The organism is Sphingomonas sp. FW306-05-A (assembly GCF_058782275.1).
Genome location: NZ_JBYSXN010000002.1, coordinates 947,519 through 970,201, shown reverse-complemented (window position 1 = coordinate 970,201; position 22,683 = coordinate 947,519). Strand labels below are relative to the sequence as shown.

At 64.9% G+C, this 22,683-nt stretch carries 19 protein-coding genes and 1 other annotated feature; of the genes, 12 read left to right on the top strand and 7 right to left on the bottom strand.

The features are described from left to right. Nucleotides 1-21 precede the first annotated feature (21 nt). The 7 genes from ligD (at nucleotide 22) to AC3WJR_RS13265 (ending at nucleotide 9,247) form a co-directional block, all read left to right on the top strand. Nucleotides 22-2,559: a DNA ligase D gene (gene ligD / locus AC3WJR_RS13295; RefSeq protein ID WP_492725480.1), complete on the top strand. Its 2,538-nt coding sequence runs from the start codon at nucleotides 22-24 to the stop codon at nucleotides 2,557-2,559. Between the two features lie 186 nt (nucleotides 2,560-2,745). Further along, the gene (locus AC3WJR_RS13290; RefSeq protein ID WP_492725479.1) at nucleotides 2,746-5,223 is read left to right on the top strand and encodes a circularly permuted type 2 ATP-grasp protein; all 2,478 of its coding nucleotides are present in this window, start codon (nucleotides 2,746-2,748) and stop codon (nucleotides 5,221-5,223) included. Beyond that, complete coding sequence (locus AC3WJR_RS13285) at nucleotides 5,220-6,110, top strand: transglutaminase family protein (protein WP_492725478.1); 891 nt, start codon at nucleotides 5,220-5,222, stop codon at nucleotides 6,108-6,110. The genes AC3WJR_RS13290 and AC3WJR_RS13285 overlap by 4 nt, the downstream gene beginning before the upstream one ends. Before the next feature lie 73 nt (nucleotides 6,111-6,183). After that, nucleotides 6,184-7,122: a DnaJ C-terminal domain-containing protein gene (locus AC3WJR_RS13280; protein ID WP_492725477.1), complete on the top strand. Its 939-nt coding sequence runs from the start codon at nucleotides 6,184-6,186 to the stop codon at nucleotides 7,120-7,122. 6 nt (nucleotides 7,123-7,128) lie between these two features. Next, entirely contained in the window at nucleotides 7,129-8,088 is a 960-nt protein-coding gene (locus tag AC3WJR_RS13275; RefSeq protein ID WP_354279176.1) for a YihY/virulence factor BrkB family protein, read from the top strand. Beyond that, nucleotides 8,085-8,888 carry an enoyl-ACP reductase FabI gene (gene fabI, locus AC3WJR_RS13270; RefSeq protein WP_354279177.1) on the top strand — a complete coding sequence of 268 codons (804 nt, stop codon included), beginning with the start codon at nucleotides 8,085-8,087 and terminating at the stop codon, nucleotides 8,886-8,888. Before AC3WJR_RS13275 ends, fabI begins: the two co-directional genes overlap by 4 nt. Further along, entirely contained in the window at nucleotides 8,888-9,247 is a 360-nt protein-coding gene (locus AC3WJR_RS13265; protein ID WP_492725476.1) for a VOC family protein, read from the top strand. Before fabI ends, AC3WJR_RS13265 begins: the two co-directional genes overlap by 1 nt. 241 nt (nucleotides 9,248-9,488) lie before the next feature. Here AC3WJR_RS13265 and AC3WJR_RS13260 read toward each other — a convergent pair whose 3' ends face one another. Together AC3WJR_RS13260 and AC3WJR_RS13255 are read right to left on the bottom strand one after the other, a co-directional pair. Continuing rightward, complete coding sequence (locus AC3WJR_RS13260) at nucleotides 9,489-10,391, bottom strand: class I SAM-dependent methyltransferase (RefSeq protein ID WP_492725475.1); 903 nt, start codon at nucleotides 10,389-10,391, stop codon at nucleotides 9,489-9,491. Nucleotides 10,392-10,983: 592 nt separating this feature from the next. Then, nucleotides 10,984-11,262: a hypothetical protein gene (locus AC3WJR_RS13255; protein ID WP_492725474.1), complete on the bottom strand. Its 279-nt coding sequence runs from the start codon at nucleotides 11,260-11,262 to the stop codon at nucleotides 10,984-10,986. 247 nt (nucleotides 11,263-11,509) lie between these two features. Between AC3WJR_RS13255 and aroC the strand changes: the two genes are divergently transcribed. Beyond that, complete coding sequence (gene aroC / locus AC3WJR_RS13250) at nucleotides 11,510-12,589, top strand: chorismate synthase (protein WP_492725473.1); 1,080 nt, start codon at nucleotides 11,510-11,512, stop codon at nucleotides 12,587-12,589. Nucleotides 12,590-12,699: 110 nt separating this feature from the next. After that, nucleotides 12,700-13,026 (top strand): hypothetical protein, encoded by a 327-nt coding sequence (locus tag AC3WJR_RS13245; RefSeq protein WP_492725472.1) that lies wholly within the window; start codon nucleotides 12,700-12,702, stop codon nucleotides 13,024-13,026. 65 nt (nucleotides 13,027-13,091) lie between these two features. Here the strand turns inward: AC3WJR_RS13245 and AC3WJR_RS13240 are convergent, their stop codons facing one another. After that, nucleotides 13,092-14,381, bottom strand: a complete 1,290-nt coding sequence (locus tag AC3WJR_RS13240) for an adenylosuccinate synthase (protein WP_492725471.1) — start codon at nucleotides 14,379-14,381, stop codon at nucleotides 13,092-13,094. Nucleotides 14,382-14,466: 85 nt separating this feature from the next. Further along, nucleotides 14,467-15,384: a GGDEF domain-containing protein gene (locus AC3WJR_RS13235; protein ID WP_492725470.1), complete on the bottom strand. Its 918-nt coding sequence runs from the start codon at nucleotides 15,382-15,384 to the stop codon at nucleotides 14,467-14,469. A gap of 311 nt (nucleotides 15,385-15,695) precedes the next feature. Beyond that, nucleotides 15,696-15,751, top strand: a sequence feature (sul1 is cis-regulatory element that is thought to sense ions involved in sulfur or methionine metabolism; They are found in Alphaproteobacteria). Between the two features lie 74 nt (nucleotides 15,752-15,825). Here AC3WJR_RS13235 and AC3WJR_RS13230 point away from each other — a divergent pair. Further along, complete coding sequence (locus tag AC3WJR_RS13230; RefSeq protein WP_492725469.1) at nucleotides 15,826-17,307, top strand: SulP family inorganic anion transporter; 1,482 nt, start codon at nucleotides 15,826-15,828, stop codon at nucleotides 17,305-17,307. 48 nt (nucleotides 17,308-17,355) lie between these two features. On the opposite strand, the gene AC3WJR_RS13225 is transcribed toward AC3WJR_RS13230, so the two are convergent. Genes AC3WJR_RS13225 through AC3WJR_RS13215 form a run of 3 tightly spaced genes read right to left on the bottom strand, consistent with a single transcriptional unit; the run spans nucleotide 17,356 to nucleotide 19,643 of the window. Then, nucleotides 17,356-18,249 (bottom strand): LOG family protein, encoded by an 894-nt coding sequence (locus tag AC3WJR_RS13225; protein WP_492725468.1) that lies wholly within the window; start codon nucleotides 18,247-18,249, stop codon nucleotides 17,356-17,358. A gap of 52 nt (nucleotides 18,250-18,301) precedes the next feature. Continuing rightward, nucleotides 18,302-18,976 carry an extensin family protein gene (locus tag AC3WJR_RS13220; RefSeq protein WP_492725467.1) on the bottom strand — a complete coding sequence of 225 codons (675 nt, stop codon included), beginning with the start codon at nucleotides 18,974-18,976 and terminating at the stop codon, nucleotides 18,302-18,304. A gap of 34 nt (nucleotides 18,977-19,010) precedes the next feature. Next, entirely contained in the window at nucleotides 19,011-19,643 is a 633-nt protein-coding gene (locus AC3WJR_RS13215; protein WP_492725466.1) for a DUF4328 domain-containing protein, read from the bottom strand. 148 nt (nucleotides 19,644-19,791) lie between these two features. Here AC3WJR_RS13215 and AC3WJR_RS13210 point away from each other — a divergent pair, with 148 nt between their 5' ends. Together AC3WJR_RS13210 and serA are read left to right on the top strand one after the other, a co-directional pair. Continuing rightward, nucleotides 19,792-20,925 carry a phosphoserine transaminase gene (locus tag AC3WJR_RS13210; protein ID WP_492725465.1) on the top strand — a complete coding sequence of 378 codons (1,134 nt, stop codon included), beginning with the start codon at nucleotides 19,792-19,794 and terminating at the stop codon, nucleotides 20,923-20,925. A 136-nt stretch (nucleotides 20,926-21,061) separates the two neighbouring features. Continuing rightward, nucleotides 21,062-22,639, top strand: coding sequence for a phosphoglycerate dehydrogenase (gene serA / locus AC3WJR_RS13205; protein WP_492725464.1), 1,578 nt, complete (start codon nucleotides 21,062-21,064; stop codon nucleotides 22,637-22,639). Nucleotides 22,640-22,683: the final 44 nt, after the last annotated feature.

The window sequence follows — 22,683 nt, the reverse complement described above, 5'->3', positions numbered from 1 at the left end:
CTTCCAGGGAGGGGAGTAGAAATGCCCCTTGATCCGCTTGAGAAATATAACGCCAAGCGCGACTTCGCCAAAACCGCGGAGCCCGCCGGAACGCTCGCGCCCGGAAACGGCAACCGCTTCATCGTGCAGAAGCACGACGCCAGCCGCCTCCACTGGGACTTCCGGATCGAGGTCGACGGCGTGCTCAAGAGCTGGGCGGTCACGCGGGGCCCCAGCATCGATCCCGACCAGAAGCGGCTTGCGGTCAGGACCGAGGATCATCCGATGTCCTACGCTGAATTCGAGGGGACGATTCCCAAGGGCGAATATGGCGGCGGCACGGTGATGCTGTGGGACAGCGGCACCTGGTCACCGATCGCGGGCAAGAGCGCGAAGGATCTCGAGCACGGCCACCTCCACTTCGTCCTCAATGGCGAGCGGATGAAGGGCGAGTGGATGCTGATCCGCCTAAAACCGCGCGGCAAGGAGAAGGGCGAGAACTGGCTGCTCCGCAAGGTCGGCGATGCCGAAGCGGGCGGGACCGACGTACTGGTCGAGACCGCGCTGACAAGTGTTTCGACCGGCAGGACGATGGTGGAGATCGCCGAGGGGAAAAAGCCAACCAAATCCTCCCCGGCACGGGGAGGGGGACCATCTGCTTCTTCAGCAGATGGTGGAGGGGGCGGGAAGGCAGCGTCGCGCTCGGGGAAGGCCCCCTCCACCACCCGGCTGAAGAAGCCGGGCGGTCCCCCTCCCCGTGCCGGGGAGGAATTGGAGTTTCAGGATCCGCAGCTCTGCACCTTGGTCGATTCGGTGCCGACCGGGAACCAGTGGCTGCATGAGGTCAAATACGACGGCTATCGTGCGCTGATCGCCGTCGCCAAAGGCAAGGCCAAGGTGTTCACCCGCTCCGGCCTCGACTGGACCGACAAGTTCCAGAAGATAGCGGATGCCGCCGCCAGGCTCCCTGTCGACACCGCACTGCTCGACGGCGAAATCGTCGCGTTCAAGGACGGCAAGCCGGATTTCTCGACCTTGAAGAACGCGATCTCGGCGGGCGGCGATATGACCTTCTTCGCGTTCGATCTGCTCGCCCTCAACGGGGAGGACCTGACCGGGCTCGCCAACAGCGCGCGGAAGGACCGGCTTCAGCCGCTGATCGATGGCAAAGACGCGCGGATCCAATATTCGGATCATGTCATCGGGCAGGGCGAGGCGCTGTTCGAGACGATGTGTCGCGAAGGCTATGAAGGCGTCGTGTCGAAACGCGCGGACGCGCCGTATCGCGGCAAGCGCACGCAGGCGTGGCTCAAGATCAAATGCATCCAGCGGCAGGAGTTCGTCATCGTCGGCTGGACCCCGAGCGCCAAGACGCGCGGGTTCGCGTCGTTGCTGCTGGGCGTCAACGGTCCGGACGGAATGGTCTATGCGGGCAAGGTCGGGACCGGCTTCGATACCGCGACGATGCTCGACCTGCGCGAGCGGCTGGAGAAGATCGAGCGCAAGACCCCGACGGTCGAGGCGCCGCGCGCGGCGGTGAAGGGCGCGCATTGGGTCACTCCCAAGCTCGTTGCCGAGGTTGCCTTCGCCGAGACAACGCCCGACGGCGTGCTGCGCCATTCGAGCTTCCTGGGGCTACGCGAGGACAAGAAGGCATCCGAAGTCGTCGCGGAAAAGCCCGTCGAAACCCCCGTCGAAACCGGCGAAGTCCCCAAGACCAACGTGAAGGTCAGCAACCGCGATCGCGTGATTTTTCCCGAATCGAACGTCACCAAGGGCCAACTCGCGGACTATTACGCCAAGGTCGCCGGGATCATGCTGCCCTTCGCGGGGAACCGGCCGATCAGCCTGGTGCGCTGTCCGCAGGGGCGCGCGAAACAATGCTTCTTCCAGAAACATGACGCGGGCAGCTTCAAGGAGGATCAGGTCCACAAGGTGCCGATCCTCGAGAAGGACGGGTCGACCGAGGAATATCTCTACGTCGACGATGCCGATGGACTGGTCGCCTGCGTCCAGATGGGGACGATCGAATTCCACGGCTGGGGATCGTCGATCGCCACGCTCGAAAAGCCCGACCGGCTGGTGTTCGACCTCGACCCCGATGAGGATCTGGGGTTCGACGTGGTCAAGAAGGCCGCCGAGGATTTGAAGGAGCATCTCGCCGAACTCGGGCTGGTCAGCTTCGCGCTCCTTTCGGGGGGCAAGGGCGTCCATGTCGTCGTGCCGCTGACGCCAGAGGCCGAATGGCCCGCGGTCAAGGACTTTGCGGACCGCTTCGCGCGCGCGCTCGGCGAGGCGGAGCCCGCGCGCTTCGTCGCGACCATGTCCAAGGCGAAGCGGAAAGGGCGGATCTTTATAGACTGGCTGCGCAACCAGCGCGGCGCGACCGCGGTGATGCCCTATGTCGCACGCGCGCGGATCGGGGCGCCCGTTGCCGCGCCCGTATCCTGGACGGAACTGCGCGACCTGGATCGAGCGAACCGCTGGAGCGTTGGGGATGCGGACGAATTGATCGTCCGCGCGGCCTCCCCCGATCTTGCCGGTTGGGGAATTGCGAATCAGGTTCTTCCCGATCTTTGATTGGCGTGTTGCACATGCGAGCGACTTGTGGCCAAGTCCTCCGGGGATCAAAGGGGCCCGAGTGATCGTCACGCCATTCTTCTGCCGCACCCATGCGTCGGCGGGCGCACAGCGCCGGGCAGCCGCTCGCGTCGACTGCGCGGGGCCGCGTCGGCACGGTCGTACAACCGAACAGCGAGCGAACTGATGGCAACCGCCCCAGCCCCCTCGCTGCTCGACGCCGGAACGCACGCCGCGCGCTGGATCGCGGAATATCGCGCGCGCGCGACGTCGGGCGATGTGCTGTGCGCGCAGCCCGATCCCGCGTGGAGCGGGATGTTCGAGGAACTCGCCGCAATCGCGGGCGACGATCTCGGCCAGGCGCGCGACCGGGTGCAGCGCCATGCCGAGGACATCGGCACAGGCTTCCGCATCATCGGCGAAAGCGAGGAACGGCCGTGGCCGCTTTCCCCGGTGCCGCTGCTGATCGATCATGACGAATGGCGGCATATCGAGGCGGGGATCGTCCAGCGTGCCGATCTGCTCGAATCGATCACGGCGGACCTTTACGGCGACGCCAGCCTCGTCACGCGCGGGCTTCTGCCCGCCGCGCTGGTCGGCGGATCGCCGCATTTTCTGCGCCCGATGGCAGGGCTGGTCCCGCCGGGCGGGCATCACCTGCATTTCGTTGCGATCGATCTGGGGCGTGGACCGACGGGTGAATGGCGCGTGCTGGCGGATCATCTGCGCGCGCCCGCGGGTGCTGGCTATGCGCTTGAAAACCGGCTCGCGATCGCGCGGACGCTCGGCGGGTTGCAGGCGCGGCTCAACGTCCAGCGGCACGCGCCGTTCTTCGCCGCCTTCCGCGACGGACTGGCGGCGGCATGTCGCCGGGTCGAGCCGCGGATCGGGCTGCTCACGCCGGGGCGGTATAGCGCGAGCTATGCCGAACAGGCGCATCTCGCGCGTTATCTCGGGTTCCTGCTGGTCGAGGGGGCGGATCTCGCGGCGCTCGAGGACAAGCTGTACGTCCGCACGATCGGCGGCCTCAAACGCGTCGATGCGCTGTGGAACCGGGTCGACCCGCGGTTGCTCGATCCGCTCGCGTTCGATTCGCATTCGCGGATCGGAGTCGCGGGGCTGATCGATGCGGCGGCGGCGGGGAATCTCGTCATTGCCAACGCCCCCGGTGCGGGTGTGCTCGAATCGCCCGCGTTCGGCGCATTTCTGCCGCGGATCGCCGCGCGCGAGACCGGGCGCGACCTGATCCTCCCCAATATCGCGACCTGGTGGTGCGGGCAGGACGCCGCGCGCGCCTGCGTGACCGAGGATTTCGACACGATGCTGATCGGCTCGGCGTTCGGGGTCGCACCGCTCGGCTTGCCCGACGGGATCGCCCGGCCGGGGTCGGAGATCACCGGCCCCGAACGCACCGCGCTGCTCGCGGATATGGAACGGCGCCCGCAGGATTATGTCGGGCAGGAAATCGTCCGCCTGTCGACCATGCCGGTCGTCACCGACAGCGGGCTGGCTGCGCGCCCGTTCACGGTGCGTGTCTTTGCCGCGCGCGGCGGGGATGGCGGCTGGACGGTGCTTCCCGGCGGTTTCGCGCGGATCGCGGAGCATCCCGATCCGCGCGCGTCGGTGATGGGGCAGGGGACATGGTCCGCCGACGTGGTCGTCCACGGCGGTGAGACGGTGCCGCCGGTGTCGCTGCTACAACCTGCCGATACGATCCATGTGCGGCGCAATCCGGGGACGCTCCCCAGCCGCGTTGCGGACAATTTCTTCTGGCTCGGGCGCTATCTCGAGCGCGGCGAGGCGTTGCTCGGGATCATCCGCGTGATGCTGGGCAATTCGATTGACGCCGATGCGGGTGCGGCGCTGGGGGCGGAAACGGTCGGCGGGCTGGTGTCGCTGGTCGTCAACGGCGGTGGCGCACCGCAGCCCCCGACGCTGCGCCGCGCGGACCTGTCCGCCTTCGCGCGCACCGCGCTCGAGGATGGCGACTGGCACAGCGTCCGCACGATCAACCGGCTCGCGCGCGGGATCGGGCAGGGGTCGCGTGACCGGCTTGCCGCCGACGTGATCCGCTTGCTCGACGCGCCCTTCCCGAGCCGGGGCGGAATGCTCGACCGCGCGGGCTCGCTTCAACGCAGGTATGCGGCGCTGTCGGGGCTGTCCGCCGAGCATATGGGGCGCACCGCATCGTGGCGGTTCCATGATCTCGGGCGGCGGCTCGAACGGGCGACGGGCATGACGCGCGCGGTCCGCGCGTTCGGACTGGCGCGCGCGAGCGGGGACGATCTGTCGACGCTGCTCGATCTCGCCGACAGCCAGATCAGCTATCGCCAGCGCTATCTGACGGGCCTCGCGCGCGTGCCGGTGGTGGACCTGGTCGCGCTCGACCCCAACAATCCGCGCTCGCTGGCGTATCAGATCGTTCGGATCTGCGAGCATCTGAAGGACTTACCCGTGCTTGAGGACGACGGGATGGAAGAACCGCAACAGGCGCAGGGCACCGTGTTGCAGGCGATCATCACGACCGCGACCGCGGCCGCGCTCGATGACGATATCCTAGGCGATGTCGAGCGGCGGCTGTTCCAATTGTCCGAGGCGATCGCGCGGCGCTATTTCCTGCAAGGCGCGGAGCCGCTGCGCGCGGCGGGGATGGTGCTCGCGTGATCTACGACATTCGCCACATCACGCGGTTCGACTACGGCGGGAACGTCAAGTTCGCGCGGTGCAACCTGCGGCTGAAGCCGATCCACTGGTCGGGCCAGACGCTGCTCGATTACGACCTGCGCATTTCCCCCGCGGGCCGCATTGCCCCCGCGCGCGCCGAAGCGGGGCTCGCCAACGTCGTCCGGCTGGTGGTCGACGAGCCCGTCCGGCATCTGGTGATCGAGAGCATCTCGCGGATCGACATCGACCGCCCGATCCCGATGCCGTCGGACGGGTCGCCCCGGCTGCACGACATCGCCGCAGCGGCGCGCGCCAGCCGCGATGCGTCGCCGGCGGGGCCGGCGAGCTATCTCTTCCCGTCGCCATTGATCCCGCTCGATCGCGACATTGCGGACTATTGCGCGATCGATCTCGACCCCGATCGCCCCGCGCTCGATGCCGCGATCGCGCTTGCACAGCGCATCCAGAACGACTTCGCGTTCGATCCGCATGCGACACTGGTCGACACGCCCCCGCACGAGGCGTTCGTCAAGCGCGGCGGCGTTTGCCAGGATTTCGCGCAGATCATGATCACGGGGTTGCGCGCGGCGGGGCTGCCCGCGGCCTATGCCTCGGGCTATATTCGCACGCTCCCGCCACCGGGCCAGCCGCGGCTGGTCGGCGCGGATGCGACGCATGCGTGGGTGCTGCTGTGGTGCGGGCCGGAGCTCGGCTGGGTCGGGGTCGATCCGACCAACGGGATCTGGATGGCGGGCGACCACATCGTCATGGCGATCGGACGCGACTACGGCGAGATCGCGCCGATCGATGGGGTCGTGCTGGGGTCGAGCGCGCAGAAGATGGATGTCAGCGTCGACGTCGCACCTGTGCTAGAACCCGTCACCTGAGATTTGCGGCCGGTATTTGCGCTGGGCGTAATGACTCCCCAACTATGGGGAAAGACCAACACCGGGGATAGAAGTGGCCGATCCGTACACGACATTGGGCGTCGAACGCACCGCGAGCGAAGCGGACATCAAGAAGGCGTATCGCAAGCTTGCGAAGGAACTTCATCCCGATCGCAACAAGGACAATCCCAAGGCCAGCGACCGCTTCGGCAAGGTGACGCAAGCCTATGACATCCTGAACGACAAGGACAAGCGCGCGCGCTTCGACCGCGGCGAGATCGACGGTGAGGGCAATCCCGCGTCGCCGTTCGGTTTCGGTGGTCCGGGCGGCGGGGGCGGCGGGTTCCGCCCCGGTCCGGGCGGGCAGGGGTTTCAGGCGGATGGCCCCGATCTCAGCGACATTTTCGAGGGCATGTTCTCGGGTGGCGGGCGCGGGGGCGGCTTCTCGGGCGGATTCGGTGGCTTCGGCCGTGGGCGCGAGCAGCCCAAGGGCGCGAACGTCCTCTACAAGCTCGACGTGTCGTTTGCCGATGCCGCCGCCGCCAAGCCGCAGCGGATCACGCTCGCCGATGGCAAGACGATCGACCTCAAGATTCCGGCGGGACTCGAAAGCGGCGCGCAGATGCGGCTTGCGGGCAAGGGACAGCCGGGGCCGGGGGGCAATGGCGACGGGATCGTCACGATCGAAATCCAGCCGCATCGCTTCTTCGAACGCGATGGCGACAACGTCCTCCTCGACCTGCCGATCAGCCTGTCGGAAGCGGTACTGGGCGCGAGCGTCCGCGTGCCCACCGTCGAAGGCGCGGTGATGCTGACGGTCCCCAAGGGCTCTTCCTCGGGCAAGATGCTGCGGCTGCGTGGGCGGGGATTTCACCGCAAGGACGGCACGCGCGGGGACCAGCTGGTGACGCTGATGGTCGATTTGCCGGTCGGCGACGACGCGCTGATCGAGTTCGTACAAGGCTGGAAAGACCGCGACTTAGGGAACCCTCGGGGTGACATGGGCGTCTAACGCCGAATGAGTGACGTTTCCCCCGCCTCCCCCGAAGAGCGTGCGCTGCGTGGAGGGGCGGGCAACCACCTCAAAACCGCAGCGGGACGCGCCAATATCCTGGCCCGCGCGTGGGAGGTGACCAAGCGGGCGTTGATCGGCGTTTTCACCGACGGCTTCATCCACGCGGGCAACCTCGCCTATCTTGCACTGCTGACGGTCTTCCCCTTCTTTATCCTGGCCGCCGCGATCGCCTCGCTGATCGGCCAGAGCGAAGAGACGCAGCGTGCGGTCGCCTCGTTCCTCCACGTGCTGCCGCGCAATGTTGCCGAACTGCTAGAGAAGCCGATTCACGACGTGCTGCTCGCGCGGACCGGCTCGCTGCTGTGGATCGGTGCGCTGGTCGCCTTGTGGTCGGTCGGGAGTTTCGTCGAGACGATCCGCGACATCTTCCGCCGCGCGTACGGCGTCAAATCGAGCAAGCCGTTCTGGCATTATCGGTTGAGCTCGATGCTGGTGATCATCGCGTCGGTCGTGCTCGCATTGCTGTCGTTCCTGATTCAGGGCGTACTGACCGCGGCGGAGCGTTTCATCTATGCGCTGTTGCCGTTCGCCGAGGACATCGCGGGCTGGGTCGGCCTATCGCGGGCCGTACCGGGTGTCGTCATGTTTGGTGCGCTGTACATGCTGTTCCTGTCGGTAACGCCTTCCAAATACCGCCTGAGCAAATGCCCCAAATGGCCCGGCGCGATGTTCACCACCGTCTGGTGGATCAGCATCACCGCGCTGCTCCCGCTCGTGCTGTCGCAGCTGGGCAGTTATGACCTTACCTACGGCAGTCTCGCGGGTGTGATCGTTGCCTTGTTGTTCTTCTTTCTGGTCGGTTTGGGGATCGTGTTTGGCGCGCATCTCAATGCAGCACTGGCGGAACCGACCGAACACGGGGTAGAGAGCGGAGCAGACCAACAGGAGGCGGTAGCGGCGTGACGGAATTGATGGCGGGCAAACGCGGTTTGATCATGGGTTTGGCCAATGATCGTTCGCTTGCTTGGGGAATTGCCAAGAAGCTGAGCGAAGCTGGTGCGGAAATCGCATTCAGCTATCAGGGCGAAGCGATGGAAAAACGCGTGCGGCCGCTGGCGGAGCAGCTCGGTGTGGCGCGGCTGTTCAACTGCGATGTGTCGGACATGGACGCGCTCGACGCGACCTTCGCCGATCTCGCGAAGGAATGGCCGACGATCGATTTCGTCGTTCACGCGATCGGCTTTTCGGACAAGAACGAACTGCGTGGCGGCTATGTCGATACGTCGCTCGACAACTTCCTGATGACGATGAACATCTCAGTCTATTCGTTCGTCGCGGTCGCCAAGCGCGCGGCGGCGATGATGCCCAACGGCGGATCGCTGCTGACGCTCAGCTATTATGGCGCTGAGAAGGTCATCCCGCATTACAACGTGATGGGCGTCGCCAAGGCTGCGCTCGAGACGAGCGTGCAATATCTCGCGGTCGACCTCGGGCGTGACAATATCCGCGTCAACGCGATCTCGGCCGGGCCGATCAAGACGCTCGCCGCCTCGGGGATCGGCGACTTCCGCCTGATCCTCAAGTGGAACGAGCTCAACTCGCCGCTCAAGCGCAACGTCACGATCGAGGACGTCGGCGGGGCCGGGTTGTACCTGTTGAGCGACCTCGCCAGCGGCGTGACCGGCGAGACGCATCATGTCGATGCGGGCTATCACGTGATCGGGATGAAGGCCGAGGATGCGCCGGACATCGCGCTGGCGTAATGGCGTTCGCGCTGGACCATGTGCAGATCGCGATCCCGCCGGGTAGCGAGAACGTGGCGCGTGCCTTTTACGGTACGCTGCTCGGCCTGCGCGAACTCGACCGTCCCGCGAGTCTGGCGGGGCGGAGCGGGTGCTGGTACGATCTCGGCCTCCACCAGCTTCATCTCGGCGCGGACGCGGATTTCCACCCTGCACGCAAGGCGCATGTCGCGCTGACGACCGACGATCTTGGCGCGCTGCGCGGACGGTTGGAGGATGCGGGGTGTCCGATCGGCGAGGACGTGCCGATCCCGGGGCGCATTCGGTTCTTTACCGAGGATCCGTTTGGCAACCGACTGGAACTGATCCAGCTGGGGTGAGCCGCGGCTGCGCGCATTGTTCGTTATTGTATGTTCGGCTGGTCGGAGCGGATGGTCAGTAACGCCCATCCGCGGCTGAGTATGGATCGCAGATGAGCGATTCTACTCAGCCGGAAGTGGCGCTAGAATTCGACGAACTTTCCGAGTCCTCGATGTGCTGATTAGTCCCGGTCAGGCCCAGACGCGGCCGTTAACCCCTCCCAAGTCGCTTCCAAAACCACCCCGAACCGGGAACGCAATCTCAGACGTGCGCTAGCGTGATCATATTGCCAAGCTTCAAGCCCAAGGCCGTCTTGGGTAAGGGGGTTTTGCCCAAGTTGATCCCTACCGTGTAGGCGGCTTGCCGTATCATGAAGTCGATCGGGAAATAATTGACGGACCTCTGCACCTCGACCTTCTGATAATCAGCACGGCGGACGAGGTTCTTTATCGAGGCCGGGCTGTAGATTTCGGGGTGCTGGAGGCAGAAAGGCGGCCAGCGCGAAGCCATCACCTTGCGCAGCAACGACGCCTCATTGTGGGTAACGATCATCACGAGACCGCCAGGCTTGAGCTTGACCCGGATACGCTCTAGCATCGCTCGCGGATCGAGCAAGTGGTCAAGCACATGGACCATCACAGCGAGGCCGACCGAGCTGTCGGGTACCATGGACAGATCGTTCATCTCGAACGCTATATCGTGCGGCTTATCCCCTGTCGCTTCCGCTAGCGCGCCATGGACCGCACCATTCGGCTCGAACAGCCAATAGTGGTCAAACCGCGCTTCGAAGACTGCATGGCGAACGATATAGCCGACGTCGGGGCCGATTTCGAGATATCCACCGTCAAGCGGCGCCGTCTTGGCCGCGACATCCCAATATCCGCGCTGCGTCGCTTCAAGCGCGGCGGTCGGCACCATTTCCATGTTCGGCGCCATGTCGGCATAAAGCTGCCCGAGTTGTTCATCTGAAAAATACGTCGGTGCGAACAAAACGCCACACATCGCGCACCGATCGTAGGAGAAGAATATCTTTTCCTTGAACAGGCCGCTCCAATAGGGGCGGAGTTGATCAAGCGAGAGTTCCTCGGCGCGCTGATCAGAGGACATCTCGGCATGTGAGGAAGCGGAAGCACAGACCGGACATGCGCGGTTGAAGAAGGACATTACAGACATACTTCGCTTTTAAAATCTCGTGATATGAACATGATGTCTGCGAGAGTGGAAACGATTCAGCTAATCTCAGATGGCGTACTTACATCGCATGTGAGCATAATGGTAGTGTATGAAGACCTCTATTGAAGTAAATATAATTCTTGAGAAAACGAACAAATAATCACTCTAATGAAACTAATCGAATGATATTGGTATTACTTTGAGTTATTTCAGAGCTGATGACTGATGGTGAATCGCGTGCAGATCACGAAGGCCACCCCCCTTCCGGTTTGGCGCGGCTTTGATACTCGTTGTGCAGGGGCACGATCCTAACTCAGCAAGGCAATCTCGATCGCTTCAGAGACTTTTTGCCTACCCAACCAGACGTTCTTGGAATACCAACTTTCCTTGGCCACGTCTTCCGCTTCGCCGCCAGGGAGCATCTCGCGGTCCCGCGGTCCCGCGATCGCACGGTGGTCGACGAGTGCCCGCCGGATATTTCGCTGACTCGAAACCGATATCCATCTTCGGCTCGATCATTGCCGCCCGGGGACATCGTGCTTCACCACGTTGAAGGCGGACCTTCGTCAGGGACGCGCGCCGCTCAGTGGCCAGTTTGCCGACGCGTCCGCCGATATTCTGCGATACCTACCATCGACAGAACGACGGCACCGATTCCGAATACCGCCGTCCTTATGCTGTCGCCACGGGTCCAGCCATCGTATGCCATCCAGAGTTGCAGGATTGCGACAAGCAATGTGCCGAGCCAACCCCACATTGCCAACGCCGGTTCCAAGCGGTTCCAGTTTTGCACGCTGATGGTGATCGCTGCTGCGAGAGCGATTGCGACCAGTGCGGGTATCAGCAGCGCGGACCAGGACATGGCAGGTAGATCTAGACGTCATATTTGACAGGACGATTGCTTCTACCAAAGATTTTCCGCCGGTTGCCCTCACGTGCAGCGCTCCGCCCGCGTCTTTGTTTGCCAGGCGAATGCACGCTATCCCAACCCCGGTGGTCGAAGCCGCCCACCAAAATTGCAAATTCGCCTGAACTGATCGGCGATCGGACGCAGGGCTGATCATGCCCGATGGCTTGACCCGCACGCACAGGCGGATGACAGGGAGGGGATGAGCTTCAACACTTTTGGCCACGTCTTCCGCTTCACCACCTGGGGCGAATCCCACGGTCCCGCGATTGGCGCGGTCGTCGACGGGTGCCCGCCGGGGATCCCGTTGACCGAGGCGGACATCCAACCGTGGCTCGACCAGCGCCGCCCGGGCACGTCGCGCTTCACCACGCAGCGGCAGGAGCCCGATCAGGTCCGCATCCTCTCGGGTGTGTTCGAGGGGCGCACGACGGGAACGCCGATCAGCCTGATGATCGAGAATGTCGACCAGCGTTCGAAGGACTATTCCGAGGTCGCCAAGGCGTATCGCCCCGGCCATGCCGATTATGCCTATGACGCGAAATACGGCTTCCGCGATTTTCGCGGCGGCGGGCGGTCGTCTGCGCGCGAGACTGCGTCACGGGTCGCGGCGGGGGCGGTGGCGCGGCTGGTCGTCAGCGAAGTGACGATCACTGCCTGGGTCGAGGCGATCGGTGGCGACGCAATCGATCCGGTCAATTTCGACGTGGACGAGATCGACCGCAACCCGTTCTTCTGCCCCGATGCGCAGGCGGCGGCGCGCTGGGAAGCGCTGGTCGATGCTGCGCGCAAGTCGGGCTCGTCGCTCGGCGCGGTCGTGGCGTGTGCGGCGACAGGCGTGCCCGCTGGCTGGGGTGCGCCACTGTATGCCAAGCTCGATGCCGAACTAGCGTCGGCGTGCATGGGGATCAATGCGGTGAAGGGCGTCGAGATCGGCGACGGCTTTGCTGCTGCGACCTTGCGCGGGGAGGACAATGCGGACCCGATGCGTCCGGGGACGGATGGCCCCAAGTTCCTCGCCAACCATGCCGGGGGCATCGCGGGCGGGATCGCCACCGGCCAGCCCGTGACGCTGCGCGTTGCGTTCAAGCCGACGAGTTCGATCCTGACCCCGGTGGCGACGATTTCGCCCGACGGGGAAGCCGCCGAAATCGCCACCAAGGGGCGCCACGATCCGTGCGTGGGCATTCGGGGCGTACCCGTGGTGGCGGCGATGGTGGCGCTCGTGCTGGCTGACCAAAAACTGCTGCACATGGCGCAATGCGGGGCCAAAAACGGTTAATAAACTGATAGGTTGGTTAAAATCGGCGACGGAAAGAGGGACCAAAACGCAAGTCGGGCGTTATTACCCCGACCCATTCGAAGGTCATGTCACAGAAGAGGACCAGACCCATGCGTATCGCAACTTTGGCAGCAATTGCCGCACTTGGACTTTCCACCGCAGCCGTCTCGCAGATGACGCCAGCCCCCGGCGGCGCGCAGACGGGTGCCCCCGGTTCGATGCCAGGCGCACCGTCGACGATGCCGGGTGATCCGTCTGCAATGCCGGGCGCACCAGCAGGCTCGGCACAGGCCGATCCGTCGATGCAGCCAAGCACGCCGACTGCCCCGACGACTGCGGATCCCGCGACGTCGACCGATTCGGCGATGACCACCGGTAGCTCCACGGACACCACGACGACGACTAAGTCGAAGCGCACCAAGAAGCGCCCGATGTAATCATCCTGCCGTCAAGGTAGATAGCAAAGGCCCCGGTTGCGAAAGCAATCGGGGCCTTTTGCGTGTCAGTCCGAGAAGGGGTCGCGAACGAGGATCGTGTCGTCACGCTCGGGGCTGGTCGAGACCAATGCGACCGGGCATTTGATCAGTTCCTCGATCCGGCGAATGTACTTGATCGCCTGCGCGGGCAAATCCGCCCAGCTGCGCGCGCCTGCGGTGGTTTCCTGCCAGCCGGGCATGCTCTCATAAACCGGCTCGACTTCGGCCTGATCCGCGGCGTGCGCGGGGAAATAATCGAGCGTTTCACCACGCAGGCGGTAGCCGGTGCAGATCTTCACCTCGTCGAACCCGTCGAGCACGTCGATCTTGGTGAGCGCGATTCCGGTGATGCCGCCGACCGCGGCGGACTGCCGCACCAGCACCGAATCGAACCAGCCACAGCGACGCTTGCGCCCGGTGACGGTGCCAAACTCATGCCCGCGCTCGCCGAGCCGTGCACCGGTCTCGTCCTCGAGCTCGGTCGGGAACGGGCCCGAGCCGACGCGCGTGGTGTACGCCTTGGCGATCCCCAGCACGAAGCCGACCGCGCTCGGGCCGAGGCCAGAGCCGCCCGCTGCGGTGCCCGAGATCGTGTTCGACGAGGTGACGAACGGATAGGTGCCGTGGTCGACGTCGAGCAGCACGCCCTGCGCGCCCTCGAACAGGATCCGCTTGCCGTTCGCGCGCGCGTCATTGAGCACGCGCCACGTCGGTTTGGCGAACGACAGGACGAAATCGGCGATCTCGCGCAGTTCCTGCACCAAGGCTTCGCGATCGATCGGCGGCTCGCCGAAGCCTGCCCGCAGCGCGTCATGATGCGCGGTCAGCCGGTCGAGCTGCGCATCGAGCGAATCGAGATGCGCGAGGTCGCACACACGGATCGCGCGGCGGCCGACCTTGTCCTCATAGGCAGGGCCGATCCCGCGCCGGGTCGTGCCAATCTTGCCCGCACCGCTCGCATCCTCACGCAGCGCGTCGAGATCACGGTGGAACGGCAGGATCAGCGCGCAGGTGTCCGCGAGCATCAGCGTGTCGGGGGTGATCGTCACGCCCTGGCCGCGGAGCTTCTCGACCTCGGCCTTCAGCGCCCACGGATCGAGCACCACGCCATTGCCGATGACGGACGGCGTGCCGCGCACGATCCCCGAGGGGAGCAGCGACAGCTTGTAGACGCTCTCGCCCACGACGAGCGTATGGCCGGCATTGTGCCCGCCCTGGAAGCGCACGACGACATCGGCGCGCTCGGCGAGCCAGTCGACGATCTTGCCCTTGCCCTCATCGCCCCATTGAGCGCCGATTACTGCTACGTTTCCCACGGCCTGTTCCACACATCGTCTGTGACAAAGCGTGCAGCCCTAATGCGGGCGGGGCGGGGGGTCCATCTGTAATGCGTGGCGGATTTTACGACTCGGCGGCGTTCCCGCCATTCTCCAGCGCGGTCTGCATGTTGTGCCGGGCGAGTTCGAGCGTCGCGTCGATTGCCCCCGGTGCTCCCATCGCGATCCCCGCGGATGCGGTCACGATTCCGATCCATTCACCGGTCCCGCGCAATTTGAACCGTCGCGCCGAAAACGACGACAGCACATCCTCGGCCACCAGCCGCGCCGCAGCGAAGGACAAGTCCGCCGTCGCGACGATGAACCGGTTGCCGCTCCAGCGGATGACATCGCTGCTGGCGAAGGTCTGGCGGAGCGTGGTGGCGAGTGCGTTGAGGATATTGTCCCCCACCGCGCGGCCATAGCGAGCGTTGATCGGATCGAGCGTGTCGATCCCGAACATCACGAGGATGAAGGGGCCTTCGCTTGCCAGCTTGTCCAGCACCGGGCCACCGCCGTTGCGGTTCAGGAGGCGAGTCAGGCTGTCATGGTCGAGGTCTTCCTCGCCACCCGGCGTCGCGACGACATCGTCGCGCAATTTCGCGAATTCGGCTCGCAACTCGGACAGATCGCGCTCGGCATCCGACAGCCGAACGACGAGATCCTCGGTGCTGGGCCAGTTGTCCGCCTGTTTCGCCAGCGCGGTTACGTCATGCCCGAGCGTGCGGGTGATGTCCTGCGCGTCCGACGTCAGCGTATTGAGCCGCGATGCCCGCCGCTCGACCGAGCGTTCGCGCGTCGCGACGTCGGTGGCACGATGCGCGCGGTCGAACCGCGTGTGAAGCTTTGCCAGGATATCCGGAGTCAATCGCACGCCGGCGTCGATCTCGTCCGCGATCGCGCGGGCAAAATCCGTCATCGGATTGGCGGTGATATCATACGCGATCTCGAACGTTTCTCCCCGCGGTTCGAGATCGTGAACTTCAAGAAAAGCAACAGCCATGCGTGCGTTTGCATAGATCGATTTCATATCAGTCCGAAATGCCAGGCGGGGAAATCTCGCTATAACAAGGCCCAAGGCAATGATAAGCAGTAAATGACAAACGCAGGTGATCGACAAGACCACATTTGCATGACAATCATGTCATGATGACCCATTGCTGCGGTGGTCACTCGATCTTGGCGTACCATGCCATGCGGCGTGCTGCACCTTGGTGACCGCAGGTAAAGGAGCGGAGCGCGCGGAACGGCTGCCGGGCCGTCGCCCAAGGTGGTTGCGCCGCCGCGCATTCTCGCCTAGCAGCGCTGCATTCGTAAGGACCCGGTGAAAACCCGGGTGGCTATTCCGGCCGCCGATCCGCCGGACAACGCAATCCGCCAATTCAAACATCCGCGTGTCGCAAGGAAGCGACGCGTGTCGGCGGTCAATGCGGACCTCATTTTCATGAATACACTGTCTCTTTCGCGCTACCGCGCCGAATGGTTCACCGATCTTACCGGCGCGCGGCGCGATGTCCTCGCCGGCATGGTGGGGACGTTCGCGCTTATTCCCGAAGTCATCGCTTTCTCCTTCGTCGCCGGCATCGACCCGCAAGTCGGGTTGTTCGCCTCCTTCGTCATCGGCATCGTCATCGCATTCGCGGGCGGGCGTCCGGCGATGATCTCGGGCGCGGCGGGGTCGGTCGCGCTGGTCGCCGCCGCGCTCGTCCATGCGCATGGCCTGCAATATCTCCTCGCCGCGACGTTGCTCGCAGGCGTGCTGCAAATCGTGTTCGGGCTGTTGAAGCTCGACGTGCTGATGCGCTTCGTCTCGCGCTCGGTGCGGACCGGGTTCGTCAACGCGCTCGCGATCCTGATCTTCTCGGCGCAGGTGCCGCAGATGCTGGGCGTCAGCTGGCATACCTATGCGATGATCGCGCTGGGGCTGGCGATCATCTACCTCGTCCCGCGGGTCACGACCGCGATCCCGTCGCCGCTGATCTGCATCGTCGTGCTGACCGCGGTGAGCATCGCGTTTCCGATGCCGGTCCATGTCGTGGCGGATCTCGGCAAACTGCCCGCATCGCTGCCGACGTTTGCGCTCCCCAATCTGCCGTTCACTTGGGACACGCTGACGATCATCGCGCCCTACGCGGTGGCGATGGCGGCGGTCGGGTTGCTCGAATCGATGATGACCGCAACCGTGGTCGACGATCTGACCGAAACCAAGAGCGACAAGGCGCGTGAATCGACCGGGCTCGGGCTCGCCAACTTCGCGGCGGGGTTGTTCGGCGGGATCGCCGGGTGCGGGATGGTCGGGCAGACCGTCGGCAACGTCCGCTATGGCGGGCGCGGGCGGCTGTCGACGCTGGCGGCGGGCGTGTTCCTGCTGGTGGTGATGGTGCCGCTGCGGCCGTGGATCGCGCAAGTGCCGGTCGCGGCGCTGGTGGCGATCATGATCATGGTGTCGATCAGCACTTTCTCCTGGGGCTCGCTGCGCGATCTCGCGCGGCATCCCAAGGTGTCGGGCGTGGTGATGCTCGCGACCGTCGTGGTCACGGTGCTGACGCACGACCTGTCGATGGGGGTTGTCGTCGGGGTCTTGCTCAGCGGGGTGTTCTTCGCGTTCAAGGTCACGCGGCTGATGGATGTCGCGGTCGCTTACGACGAAGCGAGCGACACCCGACTGTACGACGTAACGGGGCAGGTGTTCTTCGCCAGCGCCGACATCTTCGCGGACCGGTTCGACGTGGCGGATACCGCGCGCAACGCCCGGATCGATCTCACGCGTGCGCATCTGTGGGACATTACCGCGGTCGGCGCGCTCGAGGACGTCGTGTCCAAGATGCGGCGGCATGACATCGCGGTGGAGGTGATCGGGCTTAACGCCGCGAGTGCGACGCTGGTCGACCGGCACGCGCCGTTGCTGCGCGAACCGGCGCTGTAAGGGGTTGCGGCTCGGGCGGTGCATCGACACCGCCCGAGCCGGCCGGCATCAGTCGCGGTCGCGGTAGAACTCCTGGACGACGTCCCAGCCTTCTTCCGCGGTCTCGACGAAGGTGAAGATCGACAGATCCTTGGCACTGACCACGCCTTCCTCGACCAAGGCGTCGAAATTGACGACCCGGTTCCAAAAGTCGCGGCCGTAGAGCAGCACCGGGATCGGCGCGATCTTGCCGGTCTGGATCAGCGTCAGCAGCTCGAACAGTTCGTCGAACGTCCCGAACCCGCCCGGGAACGCCGCAAGCGCGCGCGCGTGGAGCAGGAAGTGCATCTTGCGCAGCGCGAAATAGTGGAACTGCATCGACAGCGCCGGGGTGACGTACGGATTGGGGGCCTGTTCGTGCGGGAGTACGATGTTGAGCCCGATCGATTCATGCCCGCTTTCCGCGGCACCGCGATTGGCGGCTTCCATGATCGAAGGGCCGCCGCCCGAGCACACGACGAAGTGGCGCTTGCCTTCGGTATCGAGCGGAAATCCGCTTGCAAGTTGCGCTAGTTCGCGTGCGACGTCGTAATATTTGGACTTCTCAACCAGCCGCTCGGCGATGCGGATCGCCTGCTCGCGATTGTCGACCGCGGCATGGGCAATGTCGAGAACGGCTTGCGCCTTGGCGGGCTCGGGGATGCGCGCGGAGCCGTACATCACGAAGGTCGAGGCGATGTTGGCCTCGTCCATGATGAGTTGGGGCTTGAGCAATTCGAGCTGGAAACGGATCGGGCGGAGATCCTCGCGCAGCAGGAAATCCATGTCCTGGAAGGCGAGGCGATACGCCGGGGTTTCGGTCTGCGGGGTGCTGACACCGGTCTTGGCCTGTTCGGCATCGGTGCGGGCGGCGGGGAATACGCGCGAGGGAACGTGCGTGTCGTGCTTGGGGGACTGACTCATCTGCGCCAAATAGGCCTTTCGGTGGCGGATTTGAAGGCAAGACGTGCCACCGTCACCGGCAGAACCCCGCGCGATCGTCCTCGATATGGAGGTGGTTGTAGTGCGCGGCATTGTAATCCGGGCTCAACACCGTGCCGAACCGCCGGCACGCCGACGCGCGGATCGTCCGCAGGAACGCGCGGATGTTGGGATCCGGGTTGTTCCATCCCCCCTGGATCGTGATCCGCCGCCCGTCCTGGAGCACGAACCCCGAGATATCGACCGCATTGGCGGTGGCATGGCCGGACCGGCGCGCAGCATAGGCCGCCTTGGTGCCGACGACGTTGCGGCAGGCGTAGGTGCCCATGCTCTCGATCCGCACCAGGTCGCTGCCGAGCATCTGATGCGCGGCGGGGACGACCGCATGTTCGACCCAGCCCGAGAAACTCTTCGCGAGCCCGCACCGCATCGCGCGCAGGTTGGTGACCGGGATCCCGATGTCGAGCAGTTGCAGCGCGCCGACGATCTGGCATCCGCCGCCATAATCGCGGTCGGGCAGGGGGGAGTAGCGCACCTCGGCGCGCGACAGGTCGGCAAAGCACGCCTTGGTCTCGCGGCTGGTCGGCAGGTCGAGGGTGATCGGGCGCGACCCTGTCGGGCGCTGCGGCGCTTGCGCGTTACGTCGGTCTCCCGATGCGCAGGCGGCGAGCGAAAGCGTCAGCAGAACAACGGCAAGGCTACGAAACATGCCAGACCGTTAGCGTCTTCCCGTGCCCGGATCGCTATCCAAAAATCTGTGCTTCGACGCGCGCACGGTGATTTGCGCCGAGCCGACGGATCAGGACGATCAGCAGCACCGCCATCGGCACGTCGATCACGAACGTCAGGATGTTGAGCGCTCCGCTGATCCCGATGTCGAGGAGGTTCCTGACGTTGGCGATGACCTGGTAATTGGCATTGCTCAGACCGACGCGTACCAGCCACAGGCCCCACCAGATTCGCATCCCGACCGGCACGGGTACGATACCGGTGGCATTCGGCGCGATACTGGCCTGCCAGATCTCGCGCATCGCCTGGAACGGTTTGAACAGGTTGACGATCGGTATGAAATAAGAACCGATTGCCCAGCCCGGCGAGATCGTCATCCCGCCGGAAAACAAGTGTGCCCGTAAGCTTGCGTTGTGGATCCAGCGTGCGAAGCATACCACGGACAAAGCAAACGCTGTCATCGAACAGATGTTGGTCGCGATGCTAAAGCGCTTGACGAAGTCCAGCGCGGGCGGGGACCAGATGTCGCCGAAACCCCCGAGGCTGACGATGAGCAGTGCGCCGGACACTGCAACCCCCAGATCCGTGACAAGCCACAAGACGATGGAATACACCGCAGCGGGTTCGCGCGGATCGATGATCTTCATGTGATTACCCCCCGGTAAGACTCGTATCCTGAACGATCGTTGCGTGCGTGTCGACCGAAACGACTTGACGTTGCGCGGCACGGGCTTAGGAGCGGCGACGGGCCACGCGGTCCCAACGCCGCGCGTGCTCTCTGTAAGGAGAGACTACATGACTGAACTGCCTGCGCGTCCTGCGCAACTGCCTGCACGCCCGTATTTTTCCTCAGGGCCATGCGCCAAGCCTCCGGGCTGGAACCCCGCCAATCTCGCGACCGAATCGCTGGGGCGCTCGCACCGCTCGAAGATCGGCAAGACGCGGCTGCAATATTCGATCGACCTGATGCGCGAGCTGTTGAAGCTCCCCGATACGCATCGCATCGGGATCGTCCCCGGCTCCGACACCGGTGCTTACGAAATGGCGATGTGGACGATGCTGGGGGCTAAACCCGTCACCGCGCTCGCCTGGGAAAGCTTCGGCGAAGGCTGGGTGACCGACGCGGTCAAGCAGCTCAAGATCGATCCCACCGTCGTCCGCGCCGATTATGGCCAGTTGCCCGATCTGAACGCAGTCGACTGGTCGAACGACGTGTTGTTCACCTGGAACGGCACCACCTCTGGCGTCCGCGTGCCGAATGCCGACTGGATCCCCGCCGACCGCGAAGGCCTCTCCTTCGCCGACGCGACCAGCGCGGTGTTCGCTTATGACATCGACTGGGACAAGATCGATGTCGCGACCTTCTCCTGGCAGAAAGTGCTCGGCGGCGAGGGCGGGCACGGCGTGCTGATCCTCGGGCCGCGCGCGGTCGAGCGGCTCGAGAGCTACACCCCCGCCTGGCCGCTGCCGAAGGTGTTCCGCTTGGTCTCCAAGGGCAAGCTGACCGAAGGCGTGTTCAAGGGCGAGACGATCAACACGCCGTCGATGCTCGCGGTCGAGGACTGTATCGCAGCGCTCGAATGGGCGAAGACGGTCGGCGGCGCGGACGGGCTGATCGCGCGCAGCGACGCCAATGCGGCGGCACTCGACCAGATCGTCGCGGACCGGCCGTGGCTCGGGCATCTCGCGGCGGCCGAAGCGACGCGGTCGAAGACCAGCGTCTGCCTGACGGTCGAGGGCGCGGACGAGGCGTTCATCAAGGCGTTCGCCGGGCTGCTCGAGAAGGAAAAGGCGGCGTATGACATCGCGGGCTACCGCGATGCACCGCCGGGCCTGCGGATCTGGTGCGGCGCGACCGTCGACACCGCGGACATCGTCGCGCTCGGGCCGTGGCTCGACTGGGCCTATGCGAGCGTGAAGGCCGCGTAACCGCTTCTCCCTCTCCCCGCTTGCGGGGAGAGGGCCGGGGAGAGGGGCAGTCCAGCACGCCACCTCCCCCGAATTGCCCACTTCCCCTCTCCCCGACCCTCTCCCCTGAAGGGGAGAGGGAGCAGAAGGAAAAATCATGCCAAAAGTCCTCATTTCCGACAAAATGGACCCCAAAGCCGCGCAGATCTTCCGTGAACGCGGCGTCGAAGTCGACGAGATCACCGGCAAGACCCCGGAAGAAGTCATCGCGATCATCGGCGAGTATGACGGCCTCGCGATCCGCAGCTCGACCAAGGTGACCAAGGCGATTCTCGCTGCCGCGACCAACCTCAAGGTCATCGGCCGCGCCGGGATCGGCGTCGACAATGTCGATATCCCCGCTGCGTCGGCGCAGGGCGTCGTGGTGATGAACACGCCGTTCGGCAATTCGATCACCACCGCCGAGCACGCCATCGCACTGATGTTCGCACTCGCGCGCCAGCTTCCCGAAGCGGACGCCAGCACGCAGGCGGGCAAGTGGGAGAAGAACCGCTTCATGGGGGTCGAGCTGACCGCCAAGACGCTCGGCCTGATCGGCGCGGGCAACATCGGCGGGATCGTCGCGGATCGCGCGCTCGGCCTGCGGATGAAGGTCGTCGCTTATGATCCGTTCCTCTCGCCCGAACGCGCGGTCGAACTCGGCGTCGAGAAGGTCGAGCTCGACGAGTTGCTCGCGCGCGCCGACTTCATCACGCTCCACACCCCGCTCACCGACCAGACGCGCAACATCCTATCAGCGGAGAATCTCGCCAAGACGAAGAAGGGCGTGCGCATCATCAACTGCGCGCGCGGCGGCCTGATCGACGAGGCGGCGCTCAAGGCCGGGCTCGATTCGGGTCACATCGGCGGCGCGGCGCTCGACGTGTTCGTGACCGAGCCCGCCAAGGACTCGCCTTTGTTCGGCACGCCCAACTTCGTCTCGACGCCGCATCTCGGCGCCTCGACCGACGAAGCGCAGGTCAATGTCGCGATCCAGGTCGCCGAGCAGATGTCGGATTATCTGATGTCGGGCGGCATCACCAACGCGCTCAACGTGCCGTCGCTCTCCGCCGAGGAAGCGCCGCGCCTCAAGCCGTACATGGCGCTTGCCGAGAAGCTCGGGTCGCTGGTCGGCCAGCTCACGCACGGCGCGATCGCGCGGATCTCGATCCACAGCGAGGGTGCCGCGGCCGAGCTCAACCAGAAGCCGATGGTGTCGGCGGTGCTCGCCGGGTTCCTGCGGACGCAGACCGACACGGTCAACATGGTCAACGCGCCATTGCTCGCCAAGGAACGCGGAATGGAAGTCCGCGAAGTCCGCACCGAGCGCGAGGGCGATTACCACACGCTGCTGCGCGTCTCGGTCAAGACCGATGCGGGCGAGCGCTCGGTCGCGGGCACGCTGTTCGGCGATGCCGCGCCGCGGCTGGTCGAACTGTTCGGGATCAAGGTCGAGGCCGATCTCGCGGGCCACATGCTGTACGTCGTCAACGAGGATGCGCCTGGGTTCATCGGGCGCCTCGGGACGCTGCTCGGCACGGGCGGGGTCAACATCGGGACGTTCCACCTCGGTCGCCGCTCGGCGGGTGGCGAGGCGGTGCTGCTGCTGTCGATCGACGAGGCGCTGACGCCGGAATTGCTGGCGCAAGTCCGCGCGCTGCCGGGCGTGGTGACCGCGATGGGTCTGGCGTTCTAACTGGCAAACGGTACCCTCTTCTTCTCCCTCTCCCCTCCGGGGAG

Coding starts and splice junctions, on each gene's coding strand:
- ligD (WP_492725480.1), top strand. CDS start 22: ATGCCCCTTGATCCGCTTGAGAAATATAACGCCAAGCGCGACTTCGCC.
- AC3WJR_RS13290 (WP_492725479.1), top strand. CDS start 2,746: ATGGCAACCGCCCCAGCCCCCTCGCTGCTCGACGCCGGAACGCACGCC.
- AC3WJR_RS13275 (WP_354279176.1), top strand. CDS start 7,129: ATGAGTGACGTTTCCCCCGCCTCCCCCGAAGAGCGTGCGCTGCGTGGA.
- AC3WJR_RS13265 (WP_492725476.1), top strand. CDS start 8,888: ATGGCGTTCGCGCTGGACCATGTGCAGATCGCGATCCCGCCGGGTAGC.
- AC3WJR_RS13260 (WP_492725475.1), bottom strand. CDS start 10,391: ATGTCCTTCTTCAACCGCGCATGTCCGGTCTGTGCTTCCGCTTCCTCA.
- AC3WJR_RS13255 (WP_492725474.1), bottom strand. CDS start 11,262: ATGTCCTGGTCCGCGCTGCTGATACCCGCACTGGTCGCAATCGCTCTC.
- aroC (WP_492725473.1), top strand. CDS start 11,510: ATGAGCTTCAACACTTTTGGCCACGTCTTCCGCTTCACCACCTGGGGC.
- AC3WJR_RS13245 (WP_492725472.1), top strand. CDS start 12,700: ATGCGTATCGCAACTTTGGCAGCAATTGCCGCACTTGGACTTTCCACC.
- AC3WJR_RS13235 (WP_492725470.1), bottom strand. CDS start 15,384: ATGGCTGTTGCTTTTCTTGAAGTTCACGATCTCGAACCGCGGGGAGAA.
- AC3WJR_RS13230 (WP_492725469.1), top strand. CDS start 15,826: ATGAATACACTGTCTCTTTCGCGCTACCGCGCCGAATGGTTCACCGAT.
- AC3WJR_RS13225 (WP_492725468.1), bottom strand. CDS start 18,249: ATGAGTCAGTCCCCCAAGCACGACACGCACGTTCCCTCGCGCGTATTC.
- AC3WJR_RS13220 (WP_492725467.1), bottom strand. CDS start 18,976: ATGTTTCGTAGCCTTGCCGTTGTTCTGCTGACGCTTTCGCTCGCCGCC.
- AC3WJR_RS13215 (WP_492725466.1), bottom strand. CDS start 19,643: ATGAAGATCATCGATCCGCGCGAACCCGCTGCGGTGTATTCCATCGTC.
- AC3WJR_RS13210 (WP_492725465.1), top strand. CDS start 19,792: ATGACTGAACTGCCTGCGCGTCCTGCGCAACTGCCTGCACGCCCGTAT.
- serA (WP_492725464.1), top strand. CDS start 21,062: ATGCCAAAAGTCCTCATTTCCGACAAAATGGACCCCAAAGCCGCGCAG.